Here is a 26,827-nt window from a genome sequence, read left to right as displayed (position 1 = left end):
TGGGATAGAGCTTAGTGAGATTGAGTATGCGGACAATCCTCCAGTAAATTGGGTATCTTTCAGCACTTCTCCGAGTGTGATTGAGAGTGGCTCAGGTAGCACTCTTGGTTGGCAGCATCTTGAGCAGAATTATCGTGTTGAGATTGATGGTGATGAGACCAATACAGCTTCCTCAAGTTGTGTAATAACATACACCATCCAGACTCTCTAAACTGAACCACTTAGAACTAATGCCCTGCTAAAAGATAAAGGGCGTTCAAAAGGACGCCCTTTATCTTTTAAGACTTCATTTCATCTTTTGTTTTTCATTTGATAAAAGAAGTATTGACATTAAATGTCTCTTCTTTTATATTTACCAAAATGATTTTCTTAATTTTTTTATTTTCTAATCTCTGTATAAATGAGGTAATGTCTAATCCTCTCGGTTCAAGTGGAATTGGATCTTCTGAAGATAGAAATGAATTTATTGAAATTTTTAATCTTGGACTGGAGCCTGTAGACTTAAAGGGATGGAAAATTTCAGATTTTGACGCTGTTGATGAAATTGTTCCTTTCTATTTGCTTTCAAGAGATTCTAACACGATTCTTCTCCCAGGAGGTTTTGCTCTTATTTTGGATCCAGAATATCCAGATTCTGGGGAGTACCATATGCCTTACGGTATTCCTTCTTGTTTATTGTTAACTGTTAGTAACACTACAATTGGAGATGGGCTTGCCACAACAGATCCAATTGTTCTTATTTCGCCAAAAGGTGATACTATTTCTACTTATTATTTCCCTTTTAATCCTGGAGATGGGGTTTCTGTAGAAAGAGTTTATCCTTATGGAGGAGATACTCCAGAAAACTGGAAAGCTTCAAAAGATCCTTCTGGTTCAACTCCTGGAAGAAAAAATTCTGTTTATTCTTCTCCAGATTTTTTGTTAGATTCTATTCGAGTGGAAGGAAATGAGGTTTTAGTTTATTTTACTAATATTTATGAAGAAATCTTAAGTGGAACAATAAAAATATTTAATGATGAAAACAGGAATAATATTCTTGATATAGGAGAGCTTATTGACACTTTTCCTATATTTAATATTCCAAAAGATTCTTCCTTTGTAGTTAATTTTTCTCTTCCTTTTGATGATGTTTACTTAGTAGGTTTTACTTTAATAAGTAAAACTATCTTTAGGAGGATAAGAATAGGAAATGGAGTCTCAGATATTGTCATAAATGAAATTATGTTTGCTCCAGAGAAAGCTCCCGAATGGATAGAGCTTTTTAATAGAACACCATATAAGATTTCTTTAGATTCTTTTAGAATAGATAATAATTTTTCAGGAAAAGTAGAAATTCCTTCTCAAGGATATCTTGTAGTAACTTCTGATTCTATTTCTTTTTTGAATTATTATGGGGAAAGGCCTCTTTCTTTTTTAGAGACGAAATTATCTTTTTCAAATGAAGGAGATAGTGTTTTTGTTTTTGATAAAGATGGTTTTCTTTTGGACTATTTGTTTTATAAAGGGAGTTTTGCAAATAGAAATTATTCTTTGGAAAGAGTTAATCCAGAGATCTCAAGTAGCAATCCAACTAATTGGGGTTCATCTGTTTTTCCCGGTGGAAGTCCTGGAGAAAAGAATTCAATATTTGCACAATATAAAAAGGAAAAAGTAAATTTAGCCGTTTTTCCTAAGCATTTTACTCCTAATGGAGATGGGATAGATGAAATGAGTGTAATATCATTTGGTTTACCTTATTTGAGGAATAAGGTAACGATAAAAATATATGATAGAAGAGGACACTTATTGCGAGAAAACTCTAACCTATATGGGGGAGAGACAGGAGAATGGGTTTGGGATGGTAAGGACCAAAAAGGAGAGGTTGTTCCAATTGATCTTTACATAGTTTTTTTACTCATTGAGAATATAGATGGTTTTGAGAAAGTTGTAGATAAAACGGTTATTTCTGTTGGAAGATAGAGTTAATTTTCAATTTCTTGGACGATTGCTCTACTTTTGCCTTTATGAAAAATAATAGAGATTGAGTCATTTTCTTTAAGTTCGGATGAATCTTTTATAATCTTTCCTTCTTTTCTTGTTATTGAATATCCTCTTGCAAGGGTTCTCTCATATGAAGTTGCCTGGATAATTTTTTCAATATTACTTAGCTTTTCTTTATTTTTTTCAATTTTTGTTCTAATTTCTTTAATAAGCTTATCGTAAATGTAATCTAGCCGTTGTTCTTTTAGCTCGAAAATATATAAAGGTTGTCTTATTGCATAACTTTTTTCTATTGCTTTGAGGTGTAATGAGTGAGCTTCTAACTTCTGCTTTAAGGATTTTATTAATTTGTATTTAATATTCTCTAGTTGATTATTAATTTCGTTTATATCTGGAACAACAATTTGTCCAGCCTCTGTTGGAGTAGCAGCTCGCTTATCAGCAACGAAATCCGCTATTGAGAAATCTCTTTCGTGTCCAACAGCAGAAATGATTGGAATCTTACATTTAAAAATTCTTTCTGCCACTTTTTCTTCATTAAAAGCCCATAAGTCTTCAATAGAACCACCCCCTCTTGTTAAGATTAGAACATCTATTTCACCAAATGATTCGAAATCTTCAATTGCATTAATTATATCATCTGGAGCTTCAGCTCCTTGGACAATTGTTGGACGAATTATCACTCTTACAAGAGGGAAACGTTTTTTTATGATCTTAAGAACATCTCTAATTGCTGCTCCTTCAGTTGAGGTTATTATTCCTATCCTTTTAGGGAATAAGGGGATGGGTTTCTTATTTTTTTCGTCAAAAAGTCCCTTTTTCTCTAATTTTTCCTTTAGCTCTTGAAATTTAATATAGAAAAAGCCAAATTTTCCTGGAAGAACTTTTTCGCCTATTATTTGATATTGACTTGCGCCTTCCCATATGTCTATTCTTCCGTATACTTGGAAAATTCTTCCTTCTTCTAATTTGAATTCCAGTTGACGAGCTACGCTTTTAAAAATAACACCCTTTAGAACAGAGGTTTCATCTTTTAGGGAAAAATAAATATGTCCTGAAGTGTGATATGTAAGATTGCTTACTTCTCCTTGAACCCACACCCATCCAATATTAGAAACCTGCTTTCTAATAGCTGTTGTGATTTCTGTTACTGAGTAAATGAGCATTTACAATTTATTCTTTTTATAATTTATAAAGATTGGAAAGTAGCATTGCAGTTGTAATGCTTCCTATTCCTCCTGGAACAGGAGTTATTGCCATAGCCTTTTTTTCTACAGATTCAAAGTGCACATCTCCCACTATTTTCCCATTTTTTTCATTTGTTCCTACATCTATTACAATAGCTCCTTCTTTTACAAACTCTTCAGTTACAAATTCTGGGTATCCTATAGCAACTATTAAAATATCTGCTTGTTTCGAAATCTCCTTAATTCTTTGGGTCTTAGAATGACATACTGTAACAGTAGCATTTCCAAGAGAGGATTTTCTAAGTAAGAGGTTTGCAAGAGGTTTCCCTACCACGTTACTTCTCCCAATTATCACTACGTTCTTTCCAGTAGGATCGATGTTGTAAAATTTCATTAGTTCGAGAACCGCTCCAGGAGTAGAGGGGATTATTTTGGGAATTCCTAAAAGTAATTTCCCAAGATTGTAAGGATGGACTCCTTCAACATCTAAATCTTTGCCAATTATTTCTATTAACTCAAGGAAGCTAACCTCTTTAGGAAGAGGTTCCATAATAAGAATTCCATCCACTTCCTTTGATTTCACCATTTCTTTTAAATATTCTTTTATTTGAGGTGAAGGGGTTGTCTCTTCTAAGTCTATAGTTTTTACTAAGATTTCTAGTTTATTTGCTTCTTTAACAATACTGTTTAGATAGTAAGAGCTTCCTGGGTCATGCCCTACTTTTAAGACTCCAAGTTTTCTTTTTTTAGGTTGATTTTTAAGAGTTTCTAAGATTTTTTCTGCTACTATTTTACCTTTAAGAATTTTCTCCAATTTTGATCCTCCTTATAGAATTTGCTTTACCTGAATTTTCATCTATTTCTATTTCTACTGCGTTCATCCATACATCTTCCTTTGCGAGTTTAAAAGCTTCATCTTTTTTACCCATAAATTTTTTTATTACTGGTTCAGATTGCATTCCAATTATTGATTCAAAAGCGCCTGTCATTCCGACATCTGTAATGTAAGCAGTTCCTTTTTTTGTAATCATTTCATCTGCTGTTTGGACGTGAGTATGGGTGCCAACTAAAGCAGAAATTTTTCCATCCAAGAAATATCTCATTGCAATCTTTTCTGCGGTCGTTTCAGCGTGGATATCCACTATTATTATAGGACTAACCTTTCCCAATTTTTCAACACAGTTTTTTATTATTTCGAAAGGATTCAAAGTCTTAGGTTTTTCAGGCATAAAAGTTTGTCCTTGAATATTGATAACACTGACTTTTTTCCCTTTCACCTCAATGGTAATAAACCCTTTTCCGGGAAAAGTAGGTTCATAGTTTAATGGTCTTAAGACATGTTCTAATTTAAGTAATTCTTCAATTTCTTCTTTTCTATCTAAGATGTGATTCCCAGTTGTTATGACATCACAACCATATTTTTTCATTTTTAAGGCACTTTTCTTTGTTAATCCAAAACCTCCAGCCGCATTTTCTCCATTTACACATATTAATTCGTATTTATTCTCTTTCTTATAAAGAGGAATAAATTTCGAGAGGATTCTTAATCCTGGTTTTCCTACAACATCTCCTATAAAGAGTATTTTCAAATTTTGCCCTTATTTAAATTTTACTTTGCGTGATCCACAGCTCTTGTCTCTCTAATAACAGTGACTTTTATTTCTCCAGGATAACTAACATTTTCTTCAATTTTTCTGGCTACTTTTGTGGCAAGTTCTTTAGTTCCATTATCAGAAACACTTTCAGGTTCGACGACAATTCTAACTTCTCTACCCGCTTGGATGGAATAAACTTTCTTTATCCCAGGAAAGGAGGAGGCAATTTTTTCTAGTTCTTCCACTCTCCTTATATAAGCTTCTAAGGTTTCTTTTCTTGCCCCTGGTCTTGCTCCTGAAATTGCATCGGCCGCTTGAAGTAGAACAGCATAAGGAGTTTCTGGTTCTACTTCTTCGTGGTGAGCAGCTATTGCGTTAATAATGAGAGGAGATTCGCCGAATTTTCGTGCTGCCCCTGCTCCAATTTCTGCATGACTTCCAGAATAGTCTTGACTCATACCCTTTCCAATATCGTGTAATATTCCAGCTCTTTTTGCTGTCTCGATATCAAGGCCAAGCTCTCCTGCCATAAGACCCATAAGATAAGCAACTTCCTTTGAATGTTGAAGCACATTTTGTCCATAACTTGTTCTGAATTTTAATCTACCAATCATTCTTAATAGTTCGTCGTGAAGCTTTGAAATCCCCAATTCGAAAATTGTTTCTTCTCCGATTTCCAATATCCTTTCTTCTAATTCCTTTTTTGTTTTCTCTACAATTTCTTCAATTCTTGCAGGATGGATACGACCATCTTTAACAAGTTTCTCTAAAGAAATCTTTGCGATTTCCCTCTTTAAAGGGTCAAAACAGGAAAGAGTTACAGCTTCAGGAGTGTCGTCTATTATTATTTCTACCCCTGTAGCTTTTTCAAAAGCCCTTATATTTCTTCCTTCTCTTCCTATTATTCTTCCTTTCATACTTTCAGAAGGAAGAGAAACTACGGAAACAGTGGATTCTGTAACATTATCAATTGCACATCTCTGAATTGCCTCAGTTATAATTTTTTGAGCGGTTTTATTTGCTTTTTTCTTTGCTTCACTTATTATTTCGTTTTCAATCTGAATGGCTTTATTCTCCGCTTCTTTTTTGACTTCTTCTAATAACATCTTTTCTGCCTCGTCTCTTGTCATTCTTGATATTTCTTCTAATTTTCTATTTGTAAGTTCAACTAGATCTGTATATTTTTTCCGCTTTAAAAGAACTTCTTCTTTAAGTTCTTGAAGTTCCTTTTCCCTAAGCATAAGATTTTTCTCTTTTTGGCTGAGGAATTCCTTAAGCTTCTTCTGCTCTTCTTCTTTTTTTTCTAATTCTTTCTCCCATCTATCGAGATGTCTTTTCTGGGCTTCTGTCTCCTCAATAAATTCTTCCATCTGAGTTTTTTTGAGTTGTTCTAATCTCTCGCGGGTCTTTTCTTCTATTTCTTTACTTTTGGTTTGGGCATTGCGGATGATTTTTTCGGCTTTACTTTCAGCTGAATGAATTTTTTTAAGAACCCTTATCTTATGAACAAAATAACCAAAAGAGAAAGACCCCCCTGCTATGAGGAGGCATACTAAAATTATCATTATACCTTCCATTTTAACCTCTCTTTCTACTTCTTGAGAGGCTGGGGAAAGAAACGTTTATTTTAAGTCATTACATTCTTTTAACTTTTCAATTTCGTTTGCAAGAGTGAAGTATTTATCCGCTATATTTAAAGCCATCAATATAGCAATTGTATTTTCTGAAGAGTAAGGTTCTTCTTCCTTTATCTTTCTTCCAATCTCATCTACAAATGTTGCAATTTCAATAGCCTCTTTCTCAGTTCTATCAGTTATAAAAGAATATTTCTTACCTAAGATTTTTACTTCTATTTCTTTCCCCATTATAGCCTCTTCTTTAGTTCTTCTTCAATTTGGTTTATCAATTTTATTGCTTCTTGTTTTTTTTCTTTTTCTTCTTTTAATTTCTCGGTTAGATTTATTTTTTCCTGCTTTAGTTCTTTTATCATCTTGCTACAATTTTTTATTATATTTAGAAGATAATCAAGATCCCAATTGGTCATTTCCTCAAAGTTGCACCAATTTTTTCTAAATTCTTTAATATTAATTCAATATCCTCTTTTATCTCATCTTCTGTAAGGGTTTTCTCTGGGTTGTAGAATTCTAACCTAATTGTGATAGATTTCTTATCCTCTCCTATTTTAGAATTGCTATAAACATCTATAAGCTTAATTTTCACTTTTTCTTTAGTAGAATGATCAAGCAATGCTTGAATTTTCTCGAAAGGCATTTCTCTTTCTACAATTAAAGAAATATCTCTTTTTATTGTCGGGAATGGAATTGCCTTTTTGTATAGAATTTCCTTTCTTGCACTTAATAGAGTTTTTAAGTCAAATTCGAACCCATATACATCTTCTTTACAAACCTTTTGATTAATTAAGCCTAAATTCCCTACAATAGTTCCATTTAACTTTAAACTTAAAGCTCTTTCTTTTATGAAAAGAGAATTATTACATTTTTCAAAAGAATATTCTTCAATAGAAGCTTCTTCTAATAGAGCTTCAACAACACCTTTTATGTCATAAAAGTCGACTTCTCGTTCTTTTTCGTACCAACTTTTAGGTATCTTTCCTGTAATAATACCTGCTACTTTTTCTTCTTCACTTTCTTTTCTAAAAGTTCTTCCAACTTCAAAAATTTTAACTATTTCTTCTCCTCTATTAAGATTTCTCTTTGCATTTTCAAGTAGTCCTGGAATTAGGGTATTTCTTAACATGTTTTTATTACTCCAAAGAGGATTTTCAAGAAAGACAGATTCTTCTGGTTTTTCGCTCCAAATTGGTTCTATAAAAGGAATATTTATAGCTTCCCAAAATCCAAGATGTACCATTATATTTTTCATTTCAATCACTTCTTTATTTTCTAACCATATAGGGCCATAATTTAAGTATTTAAACTTTAAAGGAATTTTGTCATAACCCACAAATCTTCCAATTTCTTCTGCGATATCTTCTTCTATTTTAATATCATTTCTATAAGATGGAGCAAATACTTCTATTTTTTCTTCTAATTTTTTACCTATTTTAAAACCAAGGTTTTTCAAGATATCAATGCTTTTTTCTTCTTCAATTTCCATTCCCAGTAACTTATTAATATTACTAAAAGAGATCATTACCTTCCTTTGGCTCTTAGGTTTTGGATTGGTGTCTACAATTTTTCCCATTATTTTACCATTTGCATATTTTTCTAAGAGTTGAGTTGCATAATAAGCGGCATATTCAACCATGTTAATGTCTACAGTTCTTTCAAAACGGTAAGAAGACTCAGTGGAAATTTTTAGTTTTCTTGAAGTTTCTCTTATTACTGAAGGTTTAAAGAATGCTGATTCGAGGAGTATTCTTTTTGTCTCTTCGCTTATTCCTGAGTATAACCCTCCCATTACTCCAGCTAAAGCAATAGGACCTTTTGTATCTGCAATAATAAGATTTTCTCTAGAAAGTTCTTTTTCTTCTCCCTCAAGGGTTACTATTTTCTCTCCATTTCTTGCTCTTCTCACAATTATTTCTTTCTCAATCTTATCAAAATCAAAAGCATGAAGAGGTTGCCCAGTTTCTAATAGGACATAATTTGTGATATCTACAACATTATTTAAAGACCTAATTCCACATTTTTCCAATCTTTCCGAAATAAATGAAGGAGAACGTCCAATTTTTATATCACTTATAGGGGTTGCAATATATCTTTGACAGTCTTCTTCTGATTCTATTTTAACTTTTAATATTTCTTTTTCTGGAAAAGTAGGCTTATATTCAATGTTTTTCTTTAGCCTTTTCCCATTTATTGCTGCAATTTCTCTTGCAAGACCAATTACACTTAATAAGTCTCCTCTATTTGGAGTAACATTTATCTCAAAGATTGCATCTCCTTCTATCAACTCAAATTTTTCTACCTCTATTCCAATATTATCCAGAAGTTCTGGAAGCTTATGAGGTTCTGTATCAATATCAACCCAATCTAAAAGCCAGTTATAATTTACTATCATCAAATTGCCTCAAAAACTGAAGTTCATTTTGAGAGAATAATCTTATGTCATTAATATTGTATTTTGTCATTGCAAGCCTATCCACACCCATTCCAAAAGCAAAACCATTAAAGCCTTCATATCCGAGAGAGTTAAGAATATTTGGGTGAACCATTCCCGCTCCTGCAATTTCAATTCTTCCTTTAGTTTTGCAAACAGAACAACCTTTTCCTTTACAGAAAGGACATTCAATCCACATCTCCGCTGAAGGTTCAGTGAAAGGGAAGTAACTTGGCAGAAATTTTGTTTTTACATCTTTACCAAAGATCTCTTTTGCAAATAAATCAAGGGTTCCAAAAAGGTCAGCCATTGATATGTTCTTGTCGACCCATAAACCTTCTATTTGGGTGAATGCAGGGGAGTGTAAAGGATCAAAGGTGTCAACTCTATAACATCTTCCAGGAGAGATTATTCTTAAAGGAGGAGAGTATCTCTCTAAAGCTCTAATTTGAACAGGAGAGGTGTGGGTTCTTAAAAGCCTTCCGTCTTTCAAGTAAAAAGTGTCGTGCATATCTCTTGCAGGGTGATCTTTTGGGGTATTTAAAGCTGTAAAATTGTAATATTCGGTCTCAATCTCTGGGCCACTCACAACAGAAAAACCCATTTTTATAAAGACGTTTTGAATTTCTTCGCAAAGTATTGTAATTGGATGTAACCCACCTATTTCCGGTTTTCTTCCTGGGAGAGATAAGTCTATCCAAGGAAAAGTTTTTTTCTCTATCAATTCTTCCTTTTTCTTTTCGATTAAATCCAACAATTCAGTTTTTATTTCATTTGCAATTTTTCCTATTTTTGGTCTTTCCTCTTCTGGAAGTTCCCCTATAGAACGCAATATCTTTGTAAGAAGTCCTTTTCTTCCCAAGAATCTAATTCTAATTGATTCTACTTCTTCAATGGTAGTTGCTTTTTGTAGTTTTTGTTTAGCTTCTTTAGTTAGATCTTCAAGCTGCATTTAAACTCTCTTTTGCAAGTTTTACAATTTCTTTAAAAGTCTCAGGTTCTTTTACAGCTATCTCTGCCAAGACTTTTCTATTAATTTTAACATTAGCAAGTTCAAGTCCATGGATCATTTGGCTATAAGACATATCATTAAGTCGGGCTGCTGCATTTATTCGAGCAATCCATAGAGTTCTAAAATCTCTTTTTTTCCTTTTTCTATCTCTATAAGCATGAAGCAGAGCTTTCATTACAGCTTCTTTAGCTATTCTGTAGCAATTTTTTCTTTTGTTGAAAAATCCTTCCGCAAGTTTTAACAATCTTTTCCTTCTTTTTCTTCTTTGAACTACATTTCTTTGTCTTGACATACGAGGGCCTCCTTATTGTATGAATTTCTTTATTAGTTTTGCATGAACTTTTGAGAGAAAGTCTTCTCTTTTTTGACGTCGTCTATGTCTACTAGGATATTTTGATTGTAGGTGACTTTTACCAACGCTCTTAAAAGATATTTTTCCTGTTTTGGAGATTTTAAATCTCTTTTTTGCCGCTTTCTTTGTTTTCAGTTTGGGCATTGCTTCCTCCTATTGGTATTAGTTGAAATTGGACTCGGTTATTTTGAGGTTCCAAATCTCCCTGAAATTTTGAGATTTCCTCTGTGTCTTTAATAATTCTTTTTGCAAGTTCCTCTGCAAGTTCAGGATGGATTTTTTCTCTATCCCTCATCCATATTTGAATTCTAACGGGATTATGGTTAGAAAGAAATCTTTTAATATGTTTTAGCTTTGTGTTATAATCATGATCTTCAATTTTTGGAAAAAATTTCATTTCTTTCAAAGTATGTTTTTGCCGTTGGCGTTCTTTTTTATGTTTTTTGCTCTCTTTATAAAGATATTTACCATAATCCATCATCCTGCACACTGGAGGATTTGCATCGGGTGCAACAAGAACCAGATCAAATCCCATAGCTTGTGCTTCCCTAATTGCTTCCTTAGTGTCTTTAATTCCCTTATTGTTTCCATTATTGTCAATAACTCTTACTTTTTTTGCTTTTATTTCATAATTTATGTATTTTTTATTATCCCCTGAAATAACCTACCTCCTATTTTTTATTTCCTCTTTAATTTTAAAAATAATATCTTCCAACAGAAATCTACCTAAGTCCCCTCTACTGTGACTTCTAACTGAAACCATATTTGATTCTACCTCTTTTTTCCCTATTATAAACATATAAGGAATTTTCTTTATTTCTGCATCGTGAATTTTCTTTGTAAGTTTTTCATTTCTTATGTCTAATTCCACTCTTATCTCATTCTCTTTTAGAATGTTAAAAACTTTCCGAGAAAAATCAAGGTGTTCATCTGTAATAGGGAGCAACGAGACCTGAACTGGAGCAAGCCACGTTGGAAAATTTCCTTTATAGTGTTCAATTAGCCCTCCCACAAATCTTTCAAATGAACCAAAAAGAGCTCTATGAATCATATACACCATATGTTCATTTCCATCTTCTCCTATATAAGTAGCTTTAAATCTTCTTGGAAGATTAAAGTCAAATTGTATAGTAGGGCCTTGCCATTTTCTACCAATAGCATCTTTTATTTTTACATCTATCTTAGGTCCGTAGAAGACTGCTTCACCTTCATCTCTTTTATATTTTATATCTCTTTTCTTAAGGGTTGAGATAAGAGCGGATTCGGCTTTATCCCATTCTTCATCTTCTCCCGCATATTTTTCCTTATGCATAGGGTCACGAACGGAAAGGTGGATATCGAAATCTTGGTAACCGAAAGTCTCCATCACTTCCATTGCAAAATCAAAAACATTGCCGATTTCTTCTTCAACCTGTTCTTCTCTACAGAAAATATGGGCATCATCTTGGGTGAAGCCTCGCACTCGAAGCATTCCATGGAGGACTCCAGATCTTTCATACCTGTAGACTGTTCCCAGTTCTGCAAGCCTAAGAGGAAGTTCTCGATAACTTCTTTTTTGCTTTTTATAAATCAAGATGTGATAGGGGCAATTCATAGGTTTTATTACGTATTCTTCATTATCCTTATTGAAGACGTACATATTTTCAAGATAATAATCAAAATGCCCTGATGTTCTCCATAAATCAGCTTTTGCTATATGAGGAGTTATTACTATTTGATAATTTCTTTTTAAATGTTCTTTTTTCCAAAATTTTTCCATTTCCTCTCTAATAATAGCTCCATTTGGGTGCCAAAGAACAAGACCAGAGCCTATTTCTTCGTAAATATTAAATAAATCTAATTGTTTTCCAAGTTTTCTATGATCTCTTTCTTTTGCTTCTTCATATCTTTTTATGTAATCTTTTAATTTTTCTTCTTGTGGATATGAAATTCCGTAAATACGTTGAAGAGATTCTCTTTTTTCATCTCCTTTCCAATAGGAAGCGGATGTAGAGAGTAGCTTAAATGATTTAACTTTTCCTGTTGAATATAAATGTGGACCTTTGCAAAGATCAATGAATTCTCCTTGAGAGTAGATAGAAACTTCTTTGTCTTCTATTTCCTCAATAAGTTCGAGTTTAAACTTGTTATCGGAGAAGAGCTTCTTTGCTTCTTCTTTGCTTATTTTTCTATATTCAATAGGTAAATCACTCTCAATTATTTTTTTCATCTCCTTAGATATTTCTTCTAAGTCTTTATCTAAAAAAGGGGTTTTCTTTTCTATATCATAATAAAATCCTTCTTCAATTGCTGGTCCAATAGCTAAAGTTGTATCCTTATATAATCTTTTTACAGCTTGAGCCATTATGTGGGAAGTTGTATGCCAATAAGCAGGGTATGCTTCTTCGCTGTTATATGGAACAAGAATATATTTGCCTCCCTCTTCTAAAGGGGTATGAAAATCTAAAAAAACCCCCTTTTTTAAAGCTCCTGCAAATTTATCAAAAATAGAAGGGTTCTTATCTTTAAGTATCTCCTTTAAAGGCATCCCTTTTTCTACTTCTAAGGTAGAAAATTCCTTAGCTTCTATGCAAAGTTCTATTTTTAGTTTCATTCATCTATATATATTATTGAAAATTTAATATTTTTCATTCTAAATTAAATGGGCGATAGTGGATTTGAACCACTGACCTTTTGCATGTCACGCAAACGCTCTAAACCCCTGAGCTAATCGCCCTTTTATATATAAAATAATAAAGATGTAAGAGATTGTCAACTCCCTATCTGATTTTTTGTTTTTCTAATAAAACCACTGCAATTGCAACTTCATCTGTGTGGGAGAGAGAAAAGTGAATCCTGAAATCTTTTAAATCTTTTTTTAATTTTTCGTTTAATATTTTTAATATGGGTTTTTTTTGATTTATTATCTCTATTGCTTTCCATCCGTAAGGGTGATTTTTTGCTTTATAAAAGGATTCTTTCACTGCAAATCTTCCTGCATAGCATTGAAATTTATCACTTTTATTTTCACAATATTTTTTTTCTTCCAGAGTAAAGATTCTATTTATGAATTTGTCTCCCCAATGATTTATTATTTTCTTTATTTTATCTACTTTAACTATATCTGTTCCAATCATTTGATTATTTGTTCTTCTTTGAATATTATTACAGTATCACCTTCTTTTATCATCCCAAGTTTTTCTCGTGCTTCTTTCTCCAGAAAAAAATTATCTTCTTTTATTTTTCTTAGTGAATCTATAAGAGCTTCTTCTTTTTTAATAAGTTTTTCTTTTTCCTTCCTTAACCTTTTCTCCTGGATTTTTAATTTTCCAATGTTCACAAATCCATATGTTCCAAAAAAAAGGTAATAAATAAAACCAATAATTATTAAAGTTAGGATTAATCTACCTTTTATTTTCTTTTTTTCACTCCTTTTAGAAAAACCTCTTAAATTTTGCAGCATTTCCTAATTCCTCTTCTATTCTAAGAAGCTCGTTGTATTTTTCGAGTCTTTCGCTCCGAGAGAGAGAACCTGTTTTGATTTGTCCTGTATTTAAACCAACCGCAAGATGAGCAATGAATGTGTCTGCTGTTTCTCCTGAACGGTGAGAAACAAGGGCTTTCCAACCATTATCTTTTGTAAGTTGAATTGCCTCAATTGTTTCTGTAACAGTCCCAATTTGATTAAGTTTTATTAAGACCGCATTACTTATATTCCTTTCCATACCTTTTTTTATTATAGAGGTATTTGTTACAAAAATGTCATCTCCTACAATTTGAATCTTATTTCCCAATTCTTTAGTTAATTTTTCCCAGCCTTCCCAATCAGCTTCAGCAAGACCGTCTTCTATTGAAATAATTGGATATTTCTCTACCCAGTTTCTATAGATAGATATCATTTCGTCAGAGGACAATTTTTTCCCTTCGAAATTATAAAGTCCACCCTCATAAAATTCAGAAGCTGCTGAATCCAAAGCTATTGCAATTTCTTCTCCTATCCTATATCCAGCTTTCTCAATAGCTTTAAGTATTAACTCTATTGCTTCTTCATTGGTAGAGAGGTTAGGAGCAAAACCTCCTTCATCTCCTACACTTGTTACATACCCTTTTTCGGAGAGAATCTTTTTTAGAGAATGAAAAACCTCACAAGCCGCTCTAATTGCCTCTTTAAAATTAGGAAAGTTTCCTGGAACTATCATAAATTCTTGAATATCAAGATTATTATCTGCATGTTTACCACCATTTAATATATTACAGAAAGGAGTAGGGAGTTCACAAGCATTTGTCCCTCCAAGATAACGGTAAAGGGGCATATCTAAGAAATTGCTTGCGGCCCTTGCTACTGCCATTGAAACAGCAAGAATAGCATTAGCTCCAAGTTTACTTTTATTCTCTGTTCCATCTAACTTGCACATTTCCATGTCAATCAGTCTTTGATCAAAACAATTTTTGCCTGTAATTTCTTGTCCTATAATGTTATTGACATTATTTACTGCATTAAGAACTCCCTTTCCATTATATCTTTTTTTATCTCCGTCTCTAAGCTCAAGAGCTTCTCTTGTTCCTGTAGAGGCTCCTGAAGGGACGGCTGCTCTTCCAATTACTCCTGATTCTAATATACATTCTGCTTCTATCGTGGGATTTCCTCTTGAATCCAAGATTTCTCTTGCCTTAATATCAACGATTATTTCTTCCATTTATCCTCCTTAATCTTTCCACGCCCGGAAGGATTCGAACCTTCAACCAGCGGATCCGAAGTCCGCTACTCTATCCAGTTGAGCTACGGGCGCAGTTTTTATTTGAATTAAAAGTTTTTATCTATCTTAGTGGAATTATACAATATAGATTCTGTTTGTCAAGGATGCTATTAAGGCGTTGCTTATCAAAGTAATAGAATTATTGTTTAAAAAACCTCTTGCTTAATATTCCTTTTTATTTATTATAAAAAAGAGGAGGTATGTATGAGAGAATTGATAATCTTATTATTATTTTTAAACTTTTTAAAAATTTTTGGAGGTGAGAAGATGGATAAGAAGATAAAATTACCGGAACCAAGATATAAAAGTGATGTTTCTGTAGAAGAAGCTATTCTTAAAAGAAGATCAGTTAGAGCCTATAAAAAGGAACCAATTGAGTTAAAAGATCTTTCCCAGATTTTATGGGCAGCAGGAGGAATTACAGATAAAGAAGAGAATTTAAGAGCAAGTCCTTCTGCAGGCGCACTTTATCCTCTTGAAATTTATGTTGTTGTAGGAGAAGTAAATTCACTTCCTAAGGGTTTCTATAAATATGACCCATTTAACCATGAAATTTTAATGCTTGGAGAGGGAGATAAGAGGGAGGCTTTGGCCTCCGCAGCTTTGGGTCAATCTTGGGTTAAAAACGCTCCTATTGACATTCTGATTTCTGGTATTTATAAGAGAATAACAAGTAAGTATGGAGAAAGAGGTATTAGATACACTTATATGGAAGCAGGTCATATGGCTCAAAATATTTACCTCCAGGCAGAAGCTTTAGGGCTTGGAACAGTTGTGGTAGGTGCCTTTTGGGATGATAAAGTCAAAAAAGTTCTTGGACTACCTGAAGAAGAATCACCTTTATATATTATGCCTCTTGGAAAGAAGTAAAAAGAGAGGATTGAAATGGTTATAAAAAAAGTAGAGATTGGAGTTTCAACTAGCAGAAGAAATGAATTTGTAGCTGTAACCGAGAAAGTTAGAAGTGTGGTAAGAGAAAGCGGAATTAAAGAAGGCTGTGTTATTCTTTATGTTCCTCATACTACAGCTGCAGTCACCATAAATGAAGATTATGATCCCTCAGTTAAAAATGATATTTTAAATAAATTATCAGAACTCATCCCCCAGGGGGTAGGTTATTCACATTCCGAGGGGAATGCTGATAGTCATATAAAGGCTTCAATTATTGGGTGTTCTGAAGTTATTCCTATTTCAAAGGGAGATTTGGAGCTTGGAAGATGGCAAGGGATTTTTTTCTGTGAGTTTGATGGCCCTCGTTCAAGACGATTAATTGTCCAAGTTATGGGGGAATAGAAATAATTACTACCCATTGAAATAAAGAATAAAAACTCTATAATAATAATATGAATATGAATATGAAGAAAGTAGATAATTATAAATGGATAATAGAAAGAGAAGGTAAGATGAGGGTTCCGGGAATTATATTTTCCTCGGAGAACCTCCTTAAAGCGATAAAAGAAGATAATTCTATAGAGCAAGTTAAAAATGTTGCACACTTACCTGGAATACAGAAATATTCTCTTGCGATGCCTGATATCCATTGGGGTTATGGTTTTCCAATTGGTGGAGTTGGAGCAATGGATATTGAGGAAGGAGTTATATCTCCTGGAGGTGTAGGATATGACATAAATTGTGGCGTTAGAATGATTAAAACGGATTTGTTAGCTTCTGAGATAAAAGGGAAAATTGAAGAACTGATAAACAAAATATATTCTCTTATTCCTTGTGGTGTAGGTTCAGAGAGTGATCTTAATGTATCTTTTTCTACACTTAAGAAAGTTCTTGAAGAAGGTTCTTTTTGGGCAGTTTCAAATGGCTTTGGGTGGGATGAAGATCTTGAGTATACAGAAGAAAGAGGCCGTTTAGAAGGAGTGGATCCTGATATTATCTCAGAGAGAGCTCTTGAGCGGGGGAAACAGCAACTCGGGACTCTTGGTTCCGGTAACCATTTTATTGAAATTCAAAAAGTTTCAGAAATTTTTGATGAAAAGGCAGCCGAGATGTTTGGTCTTAAAATAGATTCGGTTACAATAATGATTCATACGGGTTCAAGAGGTCTTGGACATCAAATTTGTAGTGACTGGATTAATAAGTTGATGAAAGCGAGAAGTAAATTCAAAATAGACCTTCCTGATGAGCAACTTATTTGTGCTCCTTTAACTTCTGAAGAGGGAAAAGGATATCTTTCTTCAATGAGAGCAGCCGCAAATTTTGCTTGGGCAAATCGTCAAATAATTTTATCTCGGTTAAGAGAAGCTTTTTCTAAGGTTTTTGAGAAACCCGCAGAAACCCTTGGGATAAGACTCATTTATGATGTAGCTCATAATATTGCGAAGATAGAAGAGCACATCGTGGATGGGAAACTAAAGAAATTATGCGTTCATAGAAAGGGAGCTACAAGAGCATTTCCTCCAGGACATCCAGAACTTCCTTTAAAATATTCAAAATGGGGACAACCTGTTTTAATTCCGGGAGACATGGGGACAGCTTCTTATATTTTGCTTGGCACTCAAAAGGCAATGGAAGAAACTTTTGGTTCTACCTGTCATGGAGCTGGTAGAGTCTTGTCCAGAAAAAAAGCTCTTCAGGCAACTGGCGGGAGAGATTTAACAAAGGAGTTGAGAGAAAAGGGAATTTATGTGAAGTCAAAGTCCGTAAAGACCTTAAGGGAAGAAGCTCCTGATGCATACAAGGATATAGATGAAGTTGTGGAGGTCGTAGATAAAGTTGGGCTTTCTAAAAAAGTGGTTAAAATGATTCCTATAGCGGTCGTTAAAGGATGAATGGAGAATAAGAATAAGAGAATTATAGAACTCCCCGAGGAGGTTAGAAGTAAGATTGCAGCTGGTGAAGTTGTAGAAGGTCCTTTTTCTTGTGTTAAGGAGTTGGTAGAGAATGCAATAGATGCCGAATCTTCACAAATTACTATAGATGTAGAAGAAGGAGGAAAGAAGCTTATAGCTGTTTCTGATAATGGAATAGGAATTCATCCTGATGATCTTAGTTTGGTTATTAGGAGATATTCTACAAGTAAGATCAAAGACTTAGAAGATCTTGATTCTATTTCCTCTCTTGGATTTAGAGGGGAAGCTTTAGCTTCTATAAGTGCAGTATCTGAAGTAGAAATTCTTTCTAAAAGTTCTGAAAGTGATATAGGAAAATATATAAGAGTCTTTAATGGAGAAATAAAGGAGGAAAAACTTAGACAGAGGCAAAGAGGGACTTCTGTTATAGTAAGGTATTTATTTAATAATTATCCTGCAAGAAGAAAATTTCTACATTCTTCAAATGCGGAGTTTAAAAAAATACTTGGAGAAGTCATTCCTAAATGTATAAGTTATCCTGAAATTTCTTTTGTCCTTAATCACAACGGAAAAAAGGTTATTGATGAACCCTCTACCACAATGGAAGACAGAATCCTTTCTATTTTAGGAGAGGATTTCTTTTCTTCTTTATTACCGATTGAGTTTGTGAGTGATGATGAGAGGATCAAAATTATGGGTTGGATCCAAAGACCAGAACTACCTTCTCAAAAAAAGTATTTTTTATTTGTTAATAAAAGGAATGTATGGGATGGGAAAATTTTTAAAATAATTAAAGATTTTTACACGCCGTTTACAGATGAAAATCCCTCTTTTATTCTTTTTATAGACTTATTACCTGAGTTAGTAGATGTAAACGTTCATCCTACAAAAAGGGAAGTGAAATTTAGAGAAGAAGAGTTTATTTTTTCTCTTATAAAGAAGTCTTTGAATGAGTATTTAGGAAAGGGAAGTAATTATAGAAAAGAACTTTTTTCTTTCCAAGAGGACAATCTTTTGTTTGAGACAAAAGATGATAAAACTAAATTCTGGCAATTACATAATTCTTATATCGTAGCTCAAACAAGCGTGGGTCTTGTTATTATTGATCAACACGCAGCTCATGAGAGAATTATTTATGATAATTTAAAAAAGAATGAAAGTTTCTTATCTCAAAAGTTGATGTTTCCAATCCAGATAAAACATACTCCTTTGGAAATTTTGAAACTTGAGGAATTGAGAGATAAATTAGAAAAGTTGGGTTTCTCTTTTAGAATTTTCTCGGGAAATACAGTCCTTTGGGAAGGAATCCCTTCTATAATTCCGGAAATTACAGAAGATAAAATAAAAGGAATATTGGAAGATCTTTCAGAGGGAAAAGATACCTCCATTGATGAAATGCTAAGGACTTTAAGTTGCCACCTCGCAATAAAAGCAGGAGAGTCTTTATCTGTAGAAGAAATGGAAAACCTAATAAATCTTTTGTTTACAACAGATAAGCCTTATAGATGTCCTCATGGTAGACCAATTCTTTTTGAGATAACTTTACAAGAGATAGAAAAGAAACTACTAAGGTGAAGAAGGAAGTTATAACTTTAATTGGTCCAACAGCTTCAGGAAAAACATCTATTTGTCTTGAGTTAGGGAAAGAATTTCCAATAGAAGTAATTTCTGCAGATTCCAGGCAGATATACAAAGAAATGGATATTGGAACGGGAAAGGTTTCAGAGGAAGAAAGGAAAATAGTTCCGCATCATTTAATTGATATAAAGAATCCAGATGAAATTTACTCGGTTTATGAATTTTTATGTGATTGTAGAAAGAAAATTGAAGAGATAAGAAAAAGGAAAAAGGTACCTATAATTTGTGGTGGGACAATATTTTATATTAAAGGGATGCTTAATGGAATGTTCCCCGAGCCTTTGATTCCTTATGAAGTGAGAAAAGGTGTGAGAGAAGAGATAGAAAAAAAAGGAACTTTAAAAATGTATGAAGAGTTACAAAAAATAGATCCTGATTCAGCAAGAAGAATTCATCCAAATGATAAACAGAGAATAGCAAGAGCAATAGAAGTTTATAGAGCGAGTGGCTTTACGCTTACTCAACTATGGAAAAAGGGTAATCAAAACAGAATTCCTCTTTGTCTATTTTCTATTCTTCCATCTAAAAAAGAGTTGAAGGGAAGAATTGAGAAGAGGGTAAGAATGATGTTTAAAGAAGGATTTGTTGAAGAGGTTAGAAGATTGCTTAAAAAAGGATATAGTCCTAATTTTTATTCTTTTACTTCACTTGGATATAAAGAAGTTGCTGAGTATATTTTAAATGGAAACAATAAAAATTTAGAAGAGATTATAAGGAAGGTTATAAAGGAAACAAAAGAATATGCAAATAGACAGATTACTTTTATTAAGAGTCTTCCTGGAGTAAAAATTTATGATGATTCCGAAAAATTGAAAAAGGATATAATTAGAGAAATTGAAAAACAGAAAGAAAACTAAGAGCGTTAAAATAGGTTCTATAGAAATAGGTGGGGGGAAACCCATTGCTATCCAATCAATGACTAAAACAGATACACATAATGTCGAAGATACAGTAAGTGAGATAAAAAGGTTGGAAGAGGAAGGTTGCGAGCTTGTAAGAGTAGCTGTTCCTGATAAAGAAGCTGCGGGTAAATTAGGAGAAATAAAAAAAAGGATAGGGATTCCTTTAATAGCGGATATTCATTATGATTATCTTCTTGCGATTGAAGCTGTTAAACAAGGTGTTGATAAAATAAGGATTAATCCTGGGAATATAGGCACAAAATGGAAAGTAAAAGAGATTGTTAAGAGTTGCAAAGAAAGAGGGATTCCTATAAGAGTGGGAGCGAATGCTGGTTCTGTAAAAAAAGAGTATATTAAGAAATTTAATGGTATTACACCAGAAGCTCTTTTTGAATCTGTTATGGATGAAGTAAGAATACTTGAAGATTTAAATTTTGATTCCATTGTAGTTTCAATTAAATCTTCTGATATAAAAACCACTGTTCTTGCGAATCAGATTTTTTCTGAAAAGAGAGACTATCCTGTCCATATTGGTGTTACAGAAGCAGGTCCTTCTGGAGGTAGGGGAGAGGTTTATTCCGCAATTGGAATTGGATTTTTATTGAAAGAGGGAATAGGAGATACAATTCGCGTTTCTCTTACAGGGGATCCATTAAGAGAAGTAAGAATAGCCCAGTATATTCTTTCTGCTCTTGGCTTAAGAAATTTTGGGCCAAGGATAATTTCTTGTCCAACCTGCGGAAGACTGCAATTTGATATTGAAAATGTAGTGAAAGAAGTGGAAGAAAAAGTGAAAAGGATTCACCTTCCTATAACTATTGCTATAATGGGTTGTTCTGTGAATGGTCCTGGAGAAGCAAAAGAAGCGGATATAGGAATTGCTGGAGGTAAAAACGCAGCTGTGATATTCAAAAAAGGAAAAAAATTAGCTGTAGTAAAAGGGGAGAAAATTGTAGAAGTTTTTCTTTCTGAGTTAAATAAATTAATAAAGGAGGAAGAAAAATGGCAATGAAAGTAGAAAAAGAAAAAAAACATGTAGAATTATATACTTCTCGTTATATAATAAGGGGTAATGTTCATATTCCTGTTAATGCAAGGTTAACAGATGCGCTTCAAGCTTTATCCAGACAATCTGGATTTTTACCTATGACAGATGCAGTGGTAAAGTTTCAAAATGGAGAAGTAAAAGACGAGAAGTTTCTTCTTATTAAAATTTCAGAGATTGAAATGATCTGTTCTAAGGATGAAAGATAAAACCTTGACAATCAAAAAAAATGAAATTATATTAATAAAAAATGATAATTTTATTTGGATTACTAATTTTAAGTATACCACAAATGCAGTTTCCTATAGAAGGGAGTTACTTAAAAGTTCAAGTATGGGGAGAAGTTAAGGAACCTGGAATTTATTATGTAACTCCTTCTACAAACCTCGTAGAAGCAATTTCTTTTGCAGGGGGGCCTACCCCAAGATCCGATCTCTCAAAGGTTAAGTTGGTTAGAGCAATAGGTGAAAAAGAGATTTCTTTTTTTGATGTAAGTGGTTATTTAAGTGGTAAGAGAAAGAATCCCCCAATTCTCGAATCAGGTGATTTGGTCTTTGTTCCCCAATCTTTCTCTTCTAAGGTATGGGATTTTACAAAGTTCTTAGGTGTTGTTGGAGCAGTTGCTTACTATTTTTACCATTTTACCCCTAATCAAAAATGATTAAAAAAGGACTAATTTTAGGTTTATTAGGTTTCATTCTTTCTTTAACTTCTATTAATTTAAGTCATCCAGAAAAAATTGGCTCTTTTCAGAAGGCAAAAGTTCGTTTAGAATACAAAGATGTTATTGAGAGCTGGATCTCTTTTGGAAAAGTTTTAGAAAGAAATATAAGAGAAGCTTTTTTAAGTGAGGATTATTTGTTTGTTTCTATGTTTATGGAAAAGGCGATGGATCGTATTCCTAATAAACCTGAGATAATAATAGTAGATAAAAACAATAAAGTTTTTTGGACAAATAGTAAAGAAGTCCGAGGGACTCAGTATAAGGGATGGAATGAAGGCGTTAAGGAAGATTTTTTGATTGTAGATACACTCTCTAAAGTGAAGATTAATATCTTTAGCGACGAGTCTGAAAAAGAAGTTATTGGAAATTTATATCTTATTATTAAAAATAAACCGACACCTCAAAGATTCTACTCGGCTGGATGGGAAAATTATGGTTCTCTTCTTTCAGCTTCAAATATTACAAGAGGTTATGTGGTGGAGAAGAATGAAATAGGTATTAAAAATTTTGTAGAAAGAGTAACCAAAAAGGGAAATATTGCCCATTTAACCATCTTATCTGAAAACGGAACTTTGGTATGGGATATAAATAATTTGAAGAATGGTAAATGGATTAAAGAAGAAAGGTATAAAAATGATGAGAATTATTATTCATTTCCAATTGAATACGAAGGTAGGAAGGTAGCTACTCTTCATCTATTAGTAAACATCCCGGAAAGAGGAGAAAAAGTTACACCCCTTTCCAATCTTTATTATAAAATAAAGTCTGTTTTTCAACCTAAATATTTAACATTCTCAGGAGTTTCTTTCTTTATTCTGTTTTTGTTTGGAAGTTTATTAAGTAGATCAGCTGAAGTGGTTTCTAGTGCTCAGAAATCGACTGTTTTTAAGATGTCCCCAGATCTCCAAAATAAAATACAAGCCTTAAAAGAAGAAATAGAAGAATTAGAAGTAAAAAAAGTAGAACTTACAGAAGAAGTAGCGAAAAAACAAAAAGTTCAAAAAGATTTGGAGAAAGAAATAGAACTTCTTGAAGAGAAGAAAAAGAATATTTCTATTCCTACGGAAGTAGAAGAAGCATCTTTAGAAGAAGTTTCAGAGGAAGAGGAACTTCTTTTTGATAGATTATTAGGAGAAACCAAGAAAAAAGAGGCTCAAAAACAAGAAGAGCTTGAGTTAACGCAGAGAATAGTTGCTAAAAGAAGAGAAGAGATTGATCTTTCAAGTAGAATAGAAGCTAAAAGAAAGGAACTCTTAGAATTACAAAGGAAAATCGATAATTTAAAGAAAAAATAAAAAGTTACTTTCCTTTATGTATCCTTTTAAAGAGATTGAGGAGAAATGGCGAAAGAAATGGGAAGAGTTGGAGCTTTTTAAAACTCCAACGCTTCCTAAAAACAAATATTACATTATGGAGATGTGGCCCTATACTTCTGGTAATATCCATATGGGTCATTTTAGAAATTATTGTTTCGGAGACCTTAGATGGCGATGGGAAAAAATGAAGAAAAAAGATCTTTTACATCCTTTTGGATGGGATGCTTTTGGGCTTCCTGCTGAAGAGGCAGCTATAAAAAGAAATATAAGTCCAAAAAAGTGGACTTATGATAATATAGAAACAGCAAAAAGAACTATAAAAAAAATAGGTCTTAGCTATGATTGGGAAAGAGAGATAGCGACTTCAGATCCACAATACTACAAATGGACTCAATGGCTTCTTATTCAGCTTTACAAAGAAGGGTTACTATATAGAGATGAAGCTTATGTAAATTGGTGCCCTGGGTGTAAGACTGTTCTTGCAAATGAGCAGGTAGAAAGCGGAAAGTGCTGGAGATGCCATTCTGAGGTGGGGAAGAGGAAACTGACTCAATGGTTTATAAAAATAACTGAATATGCAGAAGAATTGTATTGGGATATAGATAAATTGGAACATTGGCCAGAGAATATAAAAGAAATGCAGAGAAATTGGATCGGTAGGAAAGAAGGAGCAGAAATAAAGTTTCATCTTGAAAATGGAGAAGAGTTTAAAGTTTTTACAACTCGTCCTGATACTATTTTCGGCGTAACCTTTATGTGTATATCTCCAGAAAGTAAGCTTGCAGAAAAAATCGCTGAAAAAAATGAAGAGGTTGAAAAATATATTAAAGAATCATTACTTTTAAGTAATATAGAAAGAACAAGGGAAGATAGAGAAAAAACTGGAGTAGATACAGGAGTTAAGGTAATTCATCCTTTAACAGGAGAAAAATTACCGGTTTTTGTTGCAGATTTTGTTCTTGGTTCCTACGGAACAGGTCTTGTTATGTGCGTTCCAGCCCATGACCAAAGAGATTTTGAATTTGCAAGAAAATATAACCTTCCAATAAAAGAAGTGATAAAAGGACCTACTCCACTTGCTGATAAAGCTTATACTGATCCCGGAACCCTAATCAACTCTCAAATGTTTAACGGAATGAATTCTATTGAAGCTTCAAATAAAATAATAGAATATCTTGAGAGTAAAGGACTTGGATATAAATCTGTGAACTATCGCTTGAAGGATTGGTTAATTTCTCGGCAACGGTATTGGGGTGCTCCAATACCGATGATTCATTGTGAGAGATGTGGAGTAGTGCCTGTTCCGGAAGAGAATTTGCCTGTTCTTTTGCCTCCTCCAGAGGAAGTTGATTTTATTCCGAAGGCCCGTTCGCCCTTAGCGAGTCATCCAAGTTTTGGCAAGGTGGAATGTCCTAAATGTAGAGGGAAAGCGAAAAGGGATCCTGATACAGCAGACACCTTTGTAGATTCCGCGTGGTATCATTTTCGGTATCTTGATCCAAGAAACGAAAGAGAAATCTTCGATAAAAAGGAAGCTGAGAAATGGCTTCCTGTTGATCTTTATATTGGGGGAGCAGAACATGCGACAGGACATTTGATATATATGAGATTCTTTACTAAGTTTCTATATAAGCTTGGTTATTCTCCTGTGAATGAACCTGTTGTAAGACTTTTTAATCAAGGAATGGTGCGAGATGAAAAAGGGGAAGTCATGTCAAAATCTAAAGGTAATGTGGTAGACCCTGAAGCTTTGATTGACAGAGTTGGAATAGATGCAGCAAGAGTCGCAATGTTCTTTTTTGGTCCTCCTCAGTGTGACATCGATTGGAAGGAAAAAGATATAAAAGGTTCTACCCGATTTCTAACAAGGCTATATGAACTCGGAGTGAAAGATCTTAACAAGAAAGAGATTAGATTAAGTGAGTCTGATAAAGAAGAACTTCTTTATAAAGAGACAGAAAAGACCACCAAGAAAGTTACGGAAGATATTGAAAATTTTAGTTACAATACAGCTATTGCTGCTTTAATGGAGTTCTTAAATACCATTTTAAGTTACAAAAAGAAAGATGATTTATTTCAATACGCTCTAAGAAGATTCTTTTTGCTATTGTCTCCAATTGCTCCTTATATTTCAGAAGAGATGTATTGTAGATTTGGAGATAAAGAATCTGTTTTCTTTGAGGATTGGCCTTCTTTTGATCCAAAAGGTATAATTGAAGATAAGTATATATTGGTGGTTCAGATAAATGGGAAAGTCCGTGGAAGAATAGAAGTGAAGAAAGGGATTAATAAAGATGAGGCTTTTGCTATTGCAAAGGAACATCCAAACGTAAGACGCTTTTTAGACACAGATAAGCCTAAGAAAATCATTTTTATCGAAGATAAGCTTCTTAACATTGTAATATAAAAATATTAAAATGTATAAGGTTATTATAGATTAATAGAGAGAAAGGCAGCTATAATTGCAGCTGTTTCAGCTCTTAAATTTAACTTTCCTAAATTTAAAATTAAAAAGCCATTTTCTTTTGCAAAATCTATTTCTTCTTTTTCCCATCCGCCAACTGGTCCAATAAAAATATTAATTTTATTTTTTCCTTTGAAAATTTTATTATCAATTTTATTTCCATTTTTATCAAAAATTAAATTTAAATCTCCTTTTTTGCATTTTAAAATAGCTTCTTGGAATTCTATTGGTTCGTTCAATTCCGGGAGATATCCTCTAAATGACTGTTGCGAGGCTTCTTTAATAATTTTTTTTAATCTTTCAAAATTTAAATTTAATCTTAGCGACCTTTTAGAAATGATTGGGAAAATTCTTCTGGTACCAATTTCAGTTACTTTTTGGCAAAGGAGTTCGAATTTATCCTTTTTTAAAAGAGCGCAGAATAAATTAACCTCTTTTTGAGGTTCTAAATTATTTTTTCTTTTTTCTACTATATTCCCCGAAATTTTTCTGTTTTCTATTTTTGAAATTTCTACTATTACCTCGTTCATATTTCCATCGCCCAATAAGATTTTATCCTTTACTTTCAGTCTTAATACATTCTTTATTTTATGAAGAATCTCTTTTTCTTCTATTTCAATTTCTTTTTTTGAAAAATCAAACTGACCAATAAAGTAATTTAATCTCATATGCGAGCATTATAATTTAATTTTTTGTAAAAGCAAGTTTTTCCAGACCTTCCAAGGCAGGTGGTGGACACTTTGAGATATTTTAACATTCACAAGGTCTAATTCCAGATCAAGAGTCACATCCATTTTCTTCTCCAGGAGTTTATCAAGATCCGCCGCAAACAAGTGGACAAGTTCAGGAGATTTGTTTCTCTCAATAAGTATCTCTAAAGTTTTTTATCATTCTTGTTTGAGTTCTTTCTCATCGTATTAAAGAAAAATAGATAATTATTGACTTTATGAAAGAAATGCTCTTTCCCTTCAAAGACTTCTATATCAAAGAATTCTCTTTCTATCCTTTCT

27 protein-coding genes and 2 tRNA genes are annotated in these 26,827 nt (G+C 33.1%); 12 read left to right on the top strand and 17 right to left on the bottom strand.

Annotated elements, in window-relative coordinates; genetic code table 11:
• Both ABIN61_07465 and ABIN61_07460 read left to right on the top strand, forming a co-directional pair.
• Positions 1-211: hypothetical protein (locus ABIN61_07465; GenBank protein MEO0294039.1), on the top strand; the 211-nt coding region annotated here is incomplete at its 5' end.
• A 149-nt stretch (positions 212-360) separates the two neighbouring features.
• Complete coding sequence (locus tag ABIN61_07460) at positions 361-1,959, top strand: lamin tail domain-containing protein (GenBank protein ID MEO0294038.1); 1,599 nt, start codon at positions 361-363, stop codon at positions 1,957-1,959.
• A gap of 2 nt (positions 1,960-1,961) precedes the next feature.
• Here the strand turns inward: ABIN61_07460 and xseA are convergent, their stop codons facing one another.
• The 16 genes from xseA to ABIN61_07380 all read right to left on the bottom strand — a co-directional run bounded on the left by xseA (position 1,962) and on the right by ABIN61_07380 (position 14,957).
• On the bottom strand, positions 1,962-3,146 hold the full coding sequence (xseA, locus tag ABIN61_07455) for an exodeoxyribonuclease VII large subunit (GenBank protein ID MEO0294037.1): 1,185 nt from the start codon (positions 3,144-3,146) through the stop codon (positions 1,962-1,964).
• 16 nt (positions 3,147-3,162) lie between these two features.
• Positions 3,163-3,981: a bifunctional 5,10-methylenetetrahydrofolate dehydrogenase/5,10-methenyltetrahydrofolate cyclohydrolase gene (locus ABIN61_07450; protein ID MEO0294036.1), complete on the bottom strand. Its 819-nt coding sequence runs from the start codon at positions 3,979-3,981 to the stop codon at positions 3,163-3,165.
• Entirely contained in the window at positions 3,965-4,756 is a 792-nt protein-coding gene (locus ABIN61_07445) for a TIGR00282 family metallophosphoesterase (protein MEO0294035.1), read from the bottom strand. Before ABIN61_07445 ends, ABIN61_07450 begins: the two co-directional genes overlap by 17 nt.
• A gap of 20 nt (positions 4,757-4,776) precedes the next feature.
• Positions 4,777-6,327, bottom strand: coding sequence for a ribonuclease Y (gene rny / locus ABIN61_07440; protein MEO0294034.1), 1,551 nt, complete (start codon positions 6,325-6,327; stop codon positions 4,777-4,779).
• 57 nt (positions 6,328-6,384) lie between these two features.
• Positions 6,385-6,627 (bottom strand): cell division protein ZapA, encoded by a 243-nt coding sequence (locus ABIN61_07435; GenBank protein ID MEO0294033.1) that lies wholly within the window; start codon positions 6,625-6,627, stop codon positions 6,385-6,387.
• Complete coding sequence (locus tag ABIN61_07430; GenBank protein ID MEO0294032.1) at positions 6,627-6,806, bottom strand: hypothetical protein; 180 nt, start codon at positions 6,804-6,806, stop codon at positions 6,627-6,629. The genes ABIN61_07435 and ABIN61_07430 overlap by 1 nt, the downstream gene beginning before the upstream one ends.
• The gene (gene pheT, locus ABIN61_07425) at positions 6,803-8,785 is read right to left on the bottom strand and encodes a phenylalanine--tRNA ligase subunit beta (protein MEO0294031.1); all 1,983 of its coding nucleotides are present in this window, start codon (positions 8,783-8,785) and stop codon (positions 6,803-6,805) included. Before pheT ends, ABIN61_07430 begins: the two co-directional genes overlap by 4 nt.
• Positions 8,769-9,776, bottom strand: coding sequence for a phenylalanine--tRNA ligase subunit alpha (gene pheS / locus ABIN61_07420; protein MEO0294030.1), 1,008 nt, complete (start codon positions 9,774-9,776; stop codon positions 8,769-8,771). Before pheS ends, pheT begins: the two co-directional genes overlap by 17 nt.
• Entirely contained in the window at positions 9,766-10,128 is a 363-nt protein-coding gene (gene rplT, locus ABIN61_07415) for a 50S ribosomal protein L20 (protein MEO0294029.1), read from the bottom strand. Before rplT ends, pheS begins: the two co-directional genes overlap by 11 nt.
• Positions 10,129-10,288: 160 nt before the next feature.
• Positions 10,289-10,825: a translation initiation factor IF-3 gene (gene infC / locus ABIN61_07410; GenBank protein MEO0294028.1), complete on the bottom strand. Its 537-nt coding sequence runs from the start codon at positions 10,823-10,825 to the stop codon at positions 10,289-10,291.
• A gap of 27 nt (positions 10,826-10,852) precedes the next feature.
• Complete coding sequence (gene thrS, locus ABIN61_07405; GenBank protein ID MEO0294027.1) at positions 10,853-12,781, bottom strand: threonine--tRNA ligase; 1,929 nt, start codon at positions 12,779-12,781, stop codon at positions 10,853-10,855.
• Between the two features lie 49 nt (positions 12,782-12,830).
• Positions 12,831-12,904, bottom strand: a tRNA-Val gene (locus tag ABIN61_07400).
• Between the two features lie 43 nt (positions 12,905-12,947).
• On the bottom strand, positions 12,948-13,304 hold the full coding sequence (gene acpS, locus ABIN61_07395; protein MEO0294026.1) for a holo-ACP synthase: 357 nt from the start codon (positions 13,302-13,304) through the stop codon (positions 12,948-12,950).
• Entirely contained in the window at positions 13,301-13,630 is a 330-nt protein-coding gene (locus tag ABIN61_07390; protein MEO0294025.1) for a septum formation initiator family protein, read from the bottom strand. The genes acpS and ABIN61_07390 overlap by 4 nt, the downstream gene beginning before the upstream one ends.
• Positions 13,602-14,864, bottom strand: coding sequence for a phosphopyruvate hydratase (gene eno, locus ABIN61_07385; protein ID MEO0294024.1), 1,263 nt, complete (start codon positions 14,862-14,864; stop codon positions 13,602-13,604). Before eno ends, ABIN61_07390 begins: the two co-directional genes overlap by 29 nt.
• A gap of 19 nt (positions 14,865-14,883) precedes the next feature.
• A tRNA-Arg gene (locus ABIN61_07380) sits at positions 14,884-14,957 on the bottom strand.
• 171 nt (positions 14,958-15,128) lie between these two features.
• Here ABIN61_07380 and ABIN61_07375 point away from each other — a divergent pair.
• From ABIN61_07375 to leuS, 10 genes are read left to right on the top strand one after another with little or no spacing between them, the layout of a single operon-like run.
• The gene (locus ABIN61_07375; GenBank protein ID MEO0294023.1) at positions 15,129-15,794 is read left to right on the top strand and encodes a SagB/ThcOx family dehydrogenase; all 666 of its coding nucleotides are present in this window, start codon (positions 15,129-15,131) and stop codon (positions 15,792-15,794) included.
• A 15-nt stretch (positions 15,795-15,809) separates the two neighbouring features.
• Positions 15,810-16,217, top strand: a complete 408-nt coding sequence (locus ABIN61_07370) for a secondary thiamine-phosphate synthase enzyme YjbQ (protein MEO0294022.1) — start codon at positions 15,810-15,812, stop codon at positions 16,215-16,217.
• 50 nt (positions 16,218-16,267) lie between these two features.
• A complete protein-coding gene (locus ABIN61_07365) occupies positions 16,268-17,707 on the top strand; it encodes an RtcB family protein (GenBank protein MEO0294021.1) in 1,440 nt (479 codons plus the stop codon).
• Positions 17,708-19,303 (top strand): DNA mismatch repair endonuclease MutL, encoded by a 1,596-nt coding sequence (gene mutL, locus ABIN61_07360; protein MEO0294020.1) that lies wholly within the window; start codon positions 17,708-17,710, stop codon positions 19,301-19,303. It begins immediately after the preceding gene.
• Positions 19,300-20,223, top strand: coding sequence for a tRNA (adenosine(37)-N6)-dimethylallyltransferase MiaA (miaA, locus tag ABIN61_07355; GenBank protein MEO0294019.1), 924 nt, complete (start codon positions 19,300-19,302; stop codon positions 20,221-20,223). The genes mutL and miaA overlap by 4 nt, the downstream gene beginning before the upstream one ends.
• Positions 20,201-21,280: a flavodoxin-dependent (E)-4-hydroxy-3-methylbut-2-enyl-diphosphate synthase gene (ispG, locus tag ABIN61_07350; GenBank protein MEO0294018.1), complete on the top strand. Its 1,080-nt coding sequence runs from the start codon at positions 20,201-20,203 to the stop codon at positions 21,278-21,280. Before miaA ends, ispG begins: the two co-directional genes overlap by 23 nt.
• Positions 21,277-21,522, top strand: coding sequence for a hypothetical protein (locus ABIN61_07345; GenBank protein ID MEO0294017.1), 246 nt, complete (start codon positions 21,277-21,279; stop codon positions 21,520-21,522). Before ispG ends, ABIN61_07345 begins: the two co-directional genes overlap by 4 nt.
• A gap of 41 nt (positions 21,523-21,563) precedes the next feature.
• Positions 21,564-21,974 (top strand): SLBB domain-containing protein, encoded by a 411-nt coding sequence (locus ABIN61_07340; GenBank protein ID MEO0294016.1) that lies wholly within the window; start codon positions 21,564-21,566, stop codon positions 21,972-21,974.
• A complete protein-coding gene (locus ABIN61_07335) occupies positions 21,971-23,332 on the top strand; it encodes a hypothetical protein (GenBank protein MEO0294015.1) in 1,362 nt (453 codons plus the stop codon). The genes ABIN61_07340 and ABIN61_07335 overlap by 4 nt, the downstream gene beginning before the upstream one ends.
• Before the next feature lie 16 nt (positions 23,333-23,348).
• Positions 23,349-25,760: a leucine--tRNA ligase gene (leuS, locus tag ABIN61_07330; protein ID MEO0294014.1), complete on the top strand. Its 2,412-nt coding sequence runs from the start codon at positions 23,349-23,351 to the stop codon at positions 25,758-25,760.
• Positions 25,761-25,783: 23 nt separating this feature from the next.
• Here leuS and ABIN61_07325 read toward each other — a convergent pair whose 3' ends face one another.
• On the bottom strand, positions 25,784-26,485 hold the full coding sequence (locus ABIN61_07325; GenBank protein MEO0294013.1) for an RsmE family RNA methyltransferase: 702 nt from the start codon (positions 26,483-26,485) through the stop codon (positions 25,784-25,786).
• Positions 26,486-26,827 lie beyond the last annotated feature (342 nt).

It is taken from the genome of candidate division WOR-3 bacterium, from assembly GCA_039804165.1.
Classification (GTDB): Bacteria; Hydrothermota; UBA3072; order UBA3072; family UBA3072; genus JAFGHJ01.
This window is presented reverse-complemented; position numbering and strand designations above follow the sequence as displayed.

Excerpts from the sequence above, each read along its gene's own strand:
- ABIN61_07460 (MEO0294038.1), top strand. The coding sequence starts at position 361 with ATGATTTTCTTAATTTTTTTATTTTCTAATCTCTGTATAAATGAGGTA.
- xseA (MEO0294037.1), bottom strand. The coding sequence starts at position 3,146 with ATGCTCATTTACTCAGTAACAGAAATCACAACAGCTATTAGAAAGCAG.
- rny (MEO0294034.1), bottom strand. The coding sequence starts at position 6,327 with ATGATAATTTTAGTATGCCTCCTCATAGCAGGGGGGTCTTTCTCTTTT.
- ABIN61_07435 (MEO0294033.1), bottom strand. The coding sequence starts at position 6,627 with ATGGGGAAAGAAATAGAAGTAAAAATCTTAGGTAAGAAATATTCTTTT.
- ABIN61_07430 (MEO0294032.1), bottom strand. The coding sequence starts at position 6,806 with ATGACCAATTGGGATCTTGATTATCTTCTAAATATAATAAAAAATTGT.
- pheT (MEO0294031.1), bottom strand. The coding sequence starts at position 8,785 with ATGATAGTAAATTATAACTGGCTTTTAGATTGGGTTGATATTGATACA.
- pheS (MEO0294030.1), bottom strand. The coding sequence starts at position 9,776 with ATGCAGCTTGAAGATCTAACTAAAGAAGCTAAACAAAAACTACAAAAA.
- rplT (MEO0294029.1), bottom strand. The coding sequence starts at position 10,128 with ATGTCAAGACAAAGAAATGTAGTTCAAAGAAGAAAAAGAAGGAAAAGA.
- thrS (MEO0294027.1), bottom strand. The coding sequence starts at position 12,781 with ATGAAACTAAAAATAGAACTTTGCATAGAAGCTAAGGAATTTTCTACC.
- acpS (MEO0294026.1), bottom strand. The coding sequence starts at position 13,304 with ATGATTGGAACAGATATAGTTAAAGTAGATAAAATAAAGAAAATAATA.
- ABIN61_07390 (MEO0294025.1), bottom strand. The coding sequence starts at position 13,630 with ATGCTGCAAAATTTAAGAGGTTTTTCTAAAAGGAGTGAAAAAAAGAAA.
- eno (MEO0294024.1), bottom strand. The coding sequence starts at position 14,864 with ATGGAAGAAATAATCGTTGATATTAAGGCAAGAGAAATCTTGGATTCA.
- ABIN61_07375 (MEO0294023.1), top strand. The coding sequence starts at position 15,129 with ATGAGAGAATTGATAATCTTATTATTATTTTTAAACTTTTTAAAAATT.
- ABIN61_07370 (MEO0294022.1), top strand. The coding sequence starts at position 15,810 with ATGGTTATAAAAAAAGTAGAGATTGGAGTTTCAACTAGCAGAAGAAAT.
- ABIN61_07365 (MEO0294021.1), top strand. The coding sequence starts at position 16,268 with ATGAATATGAATATGAAGAAAGTAGATAATTATAAATGGATAATAGAA.
- mutL (MEO0294020.1), top strand. The coding sequence starts at position 17,708 with ATGGAGAATAAGAATAAGAGAATTATAGAACTCCCCGAGGAGGTTAGA.
- ABIN61_07345 (MEO0294017.1), top strand. The coding sequence starts at position 21,277 with ATGAAAGTAGAAAAAGAAAAAAAACATGTAGAATTATATACTTCTCGT.
- ABIN61_07340 (MEO0294016.1), top strand. The coding sequence starts at position 21,564 with ATGATAATTTTATTTGGATTACTAATTTTAAGTATACCACAAATGCAG.
- ABIN61_07335 (MEO0294015.1), top strand. The coding sequence starts at position 21,971 with ATGATTAAAAAAGGACTAATTTTAGGTTTATTAGGTTTCATTCTTTCT.
- leuS (MEO0294014.1), top strand. The coding sequence starts at position 23,349 with ATGTATCCTTTTAAAGAGATTGAGGAGAAATGGCGAAAGAAATGGGAA.
- ABIN61_07325 (MEO0294013.1), bottom strand. The coding sequence starts at position 26,485 with ATGAGATTAAATTACTTTATTGGTCAGTTTGATTTTTCAAAAAAAGAA.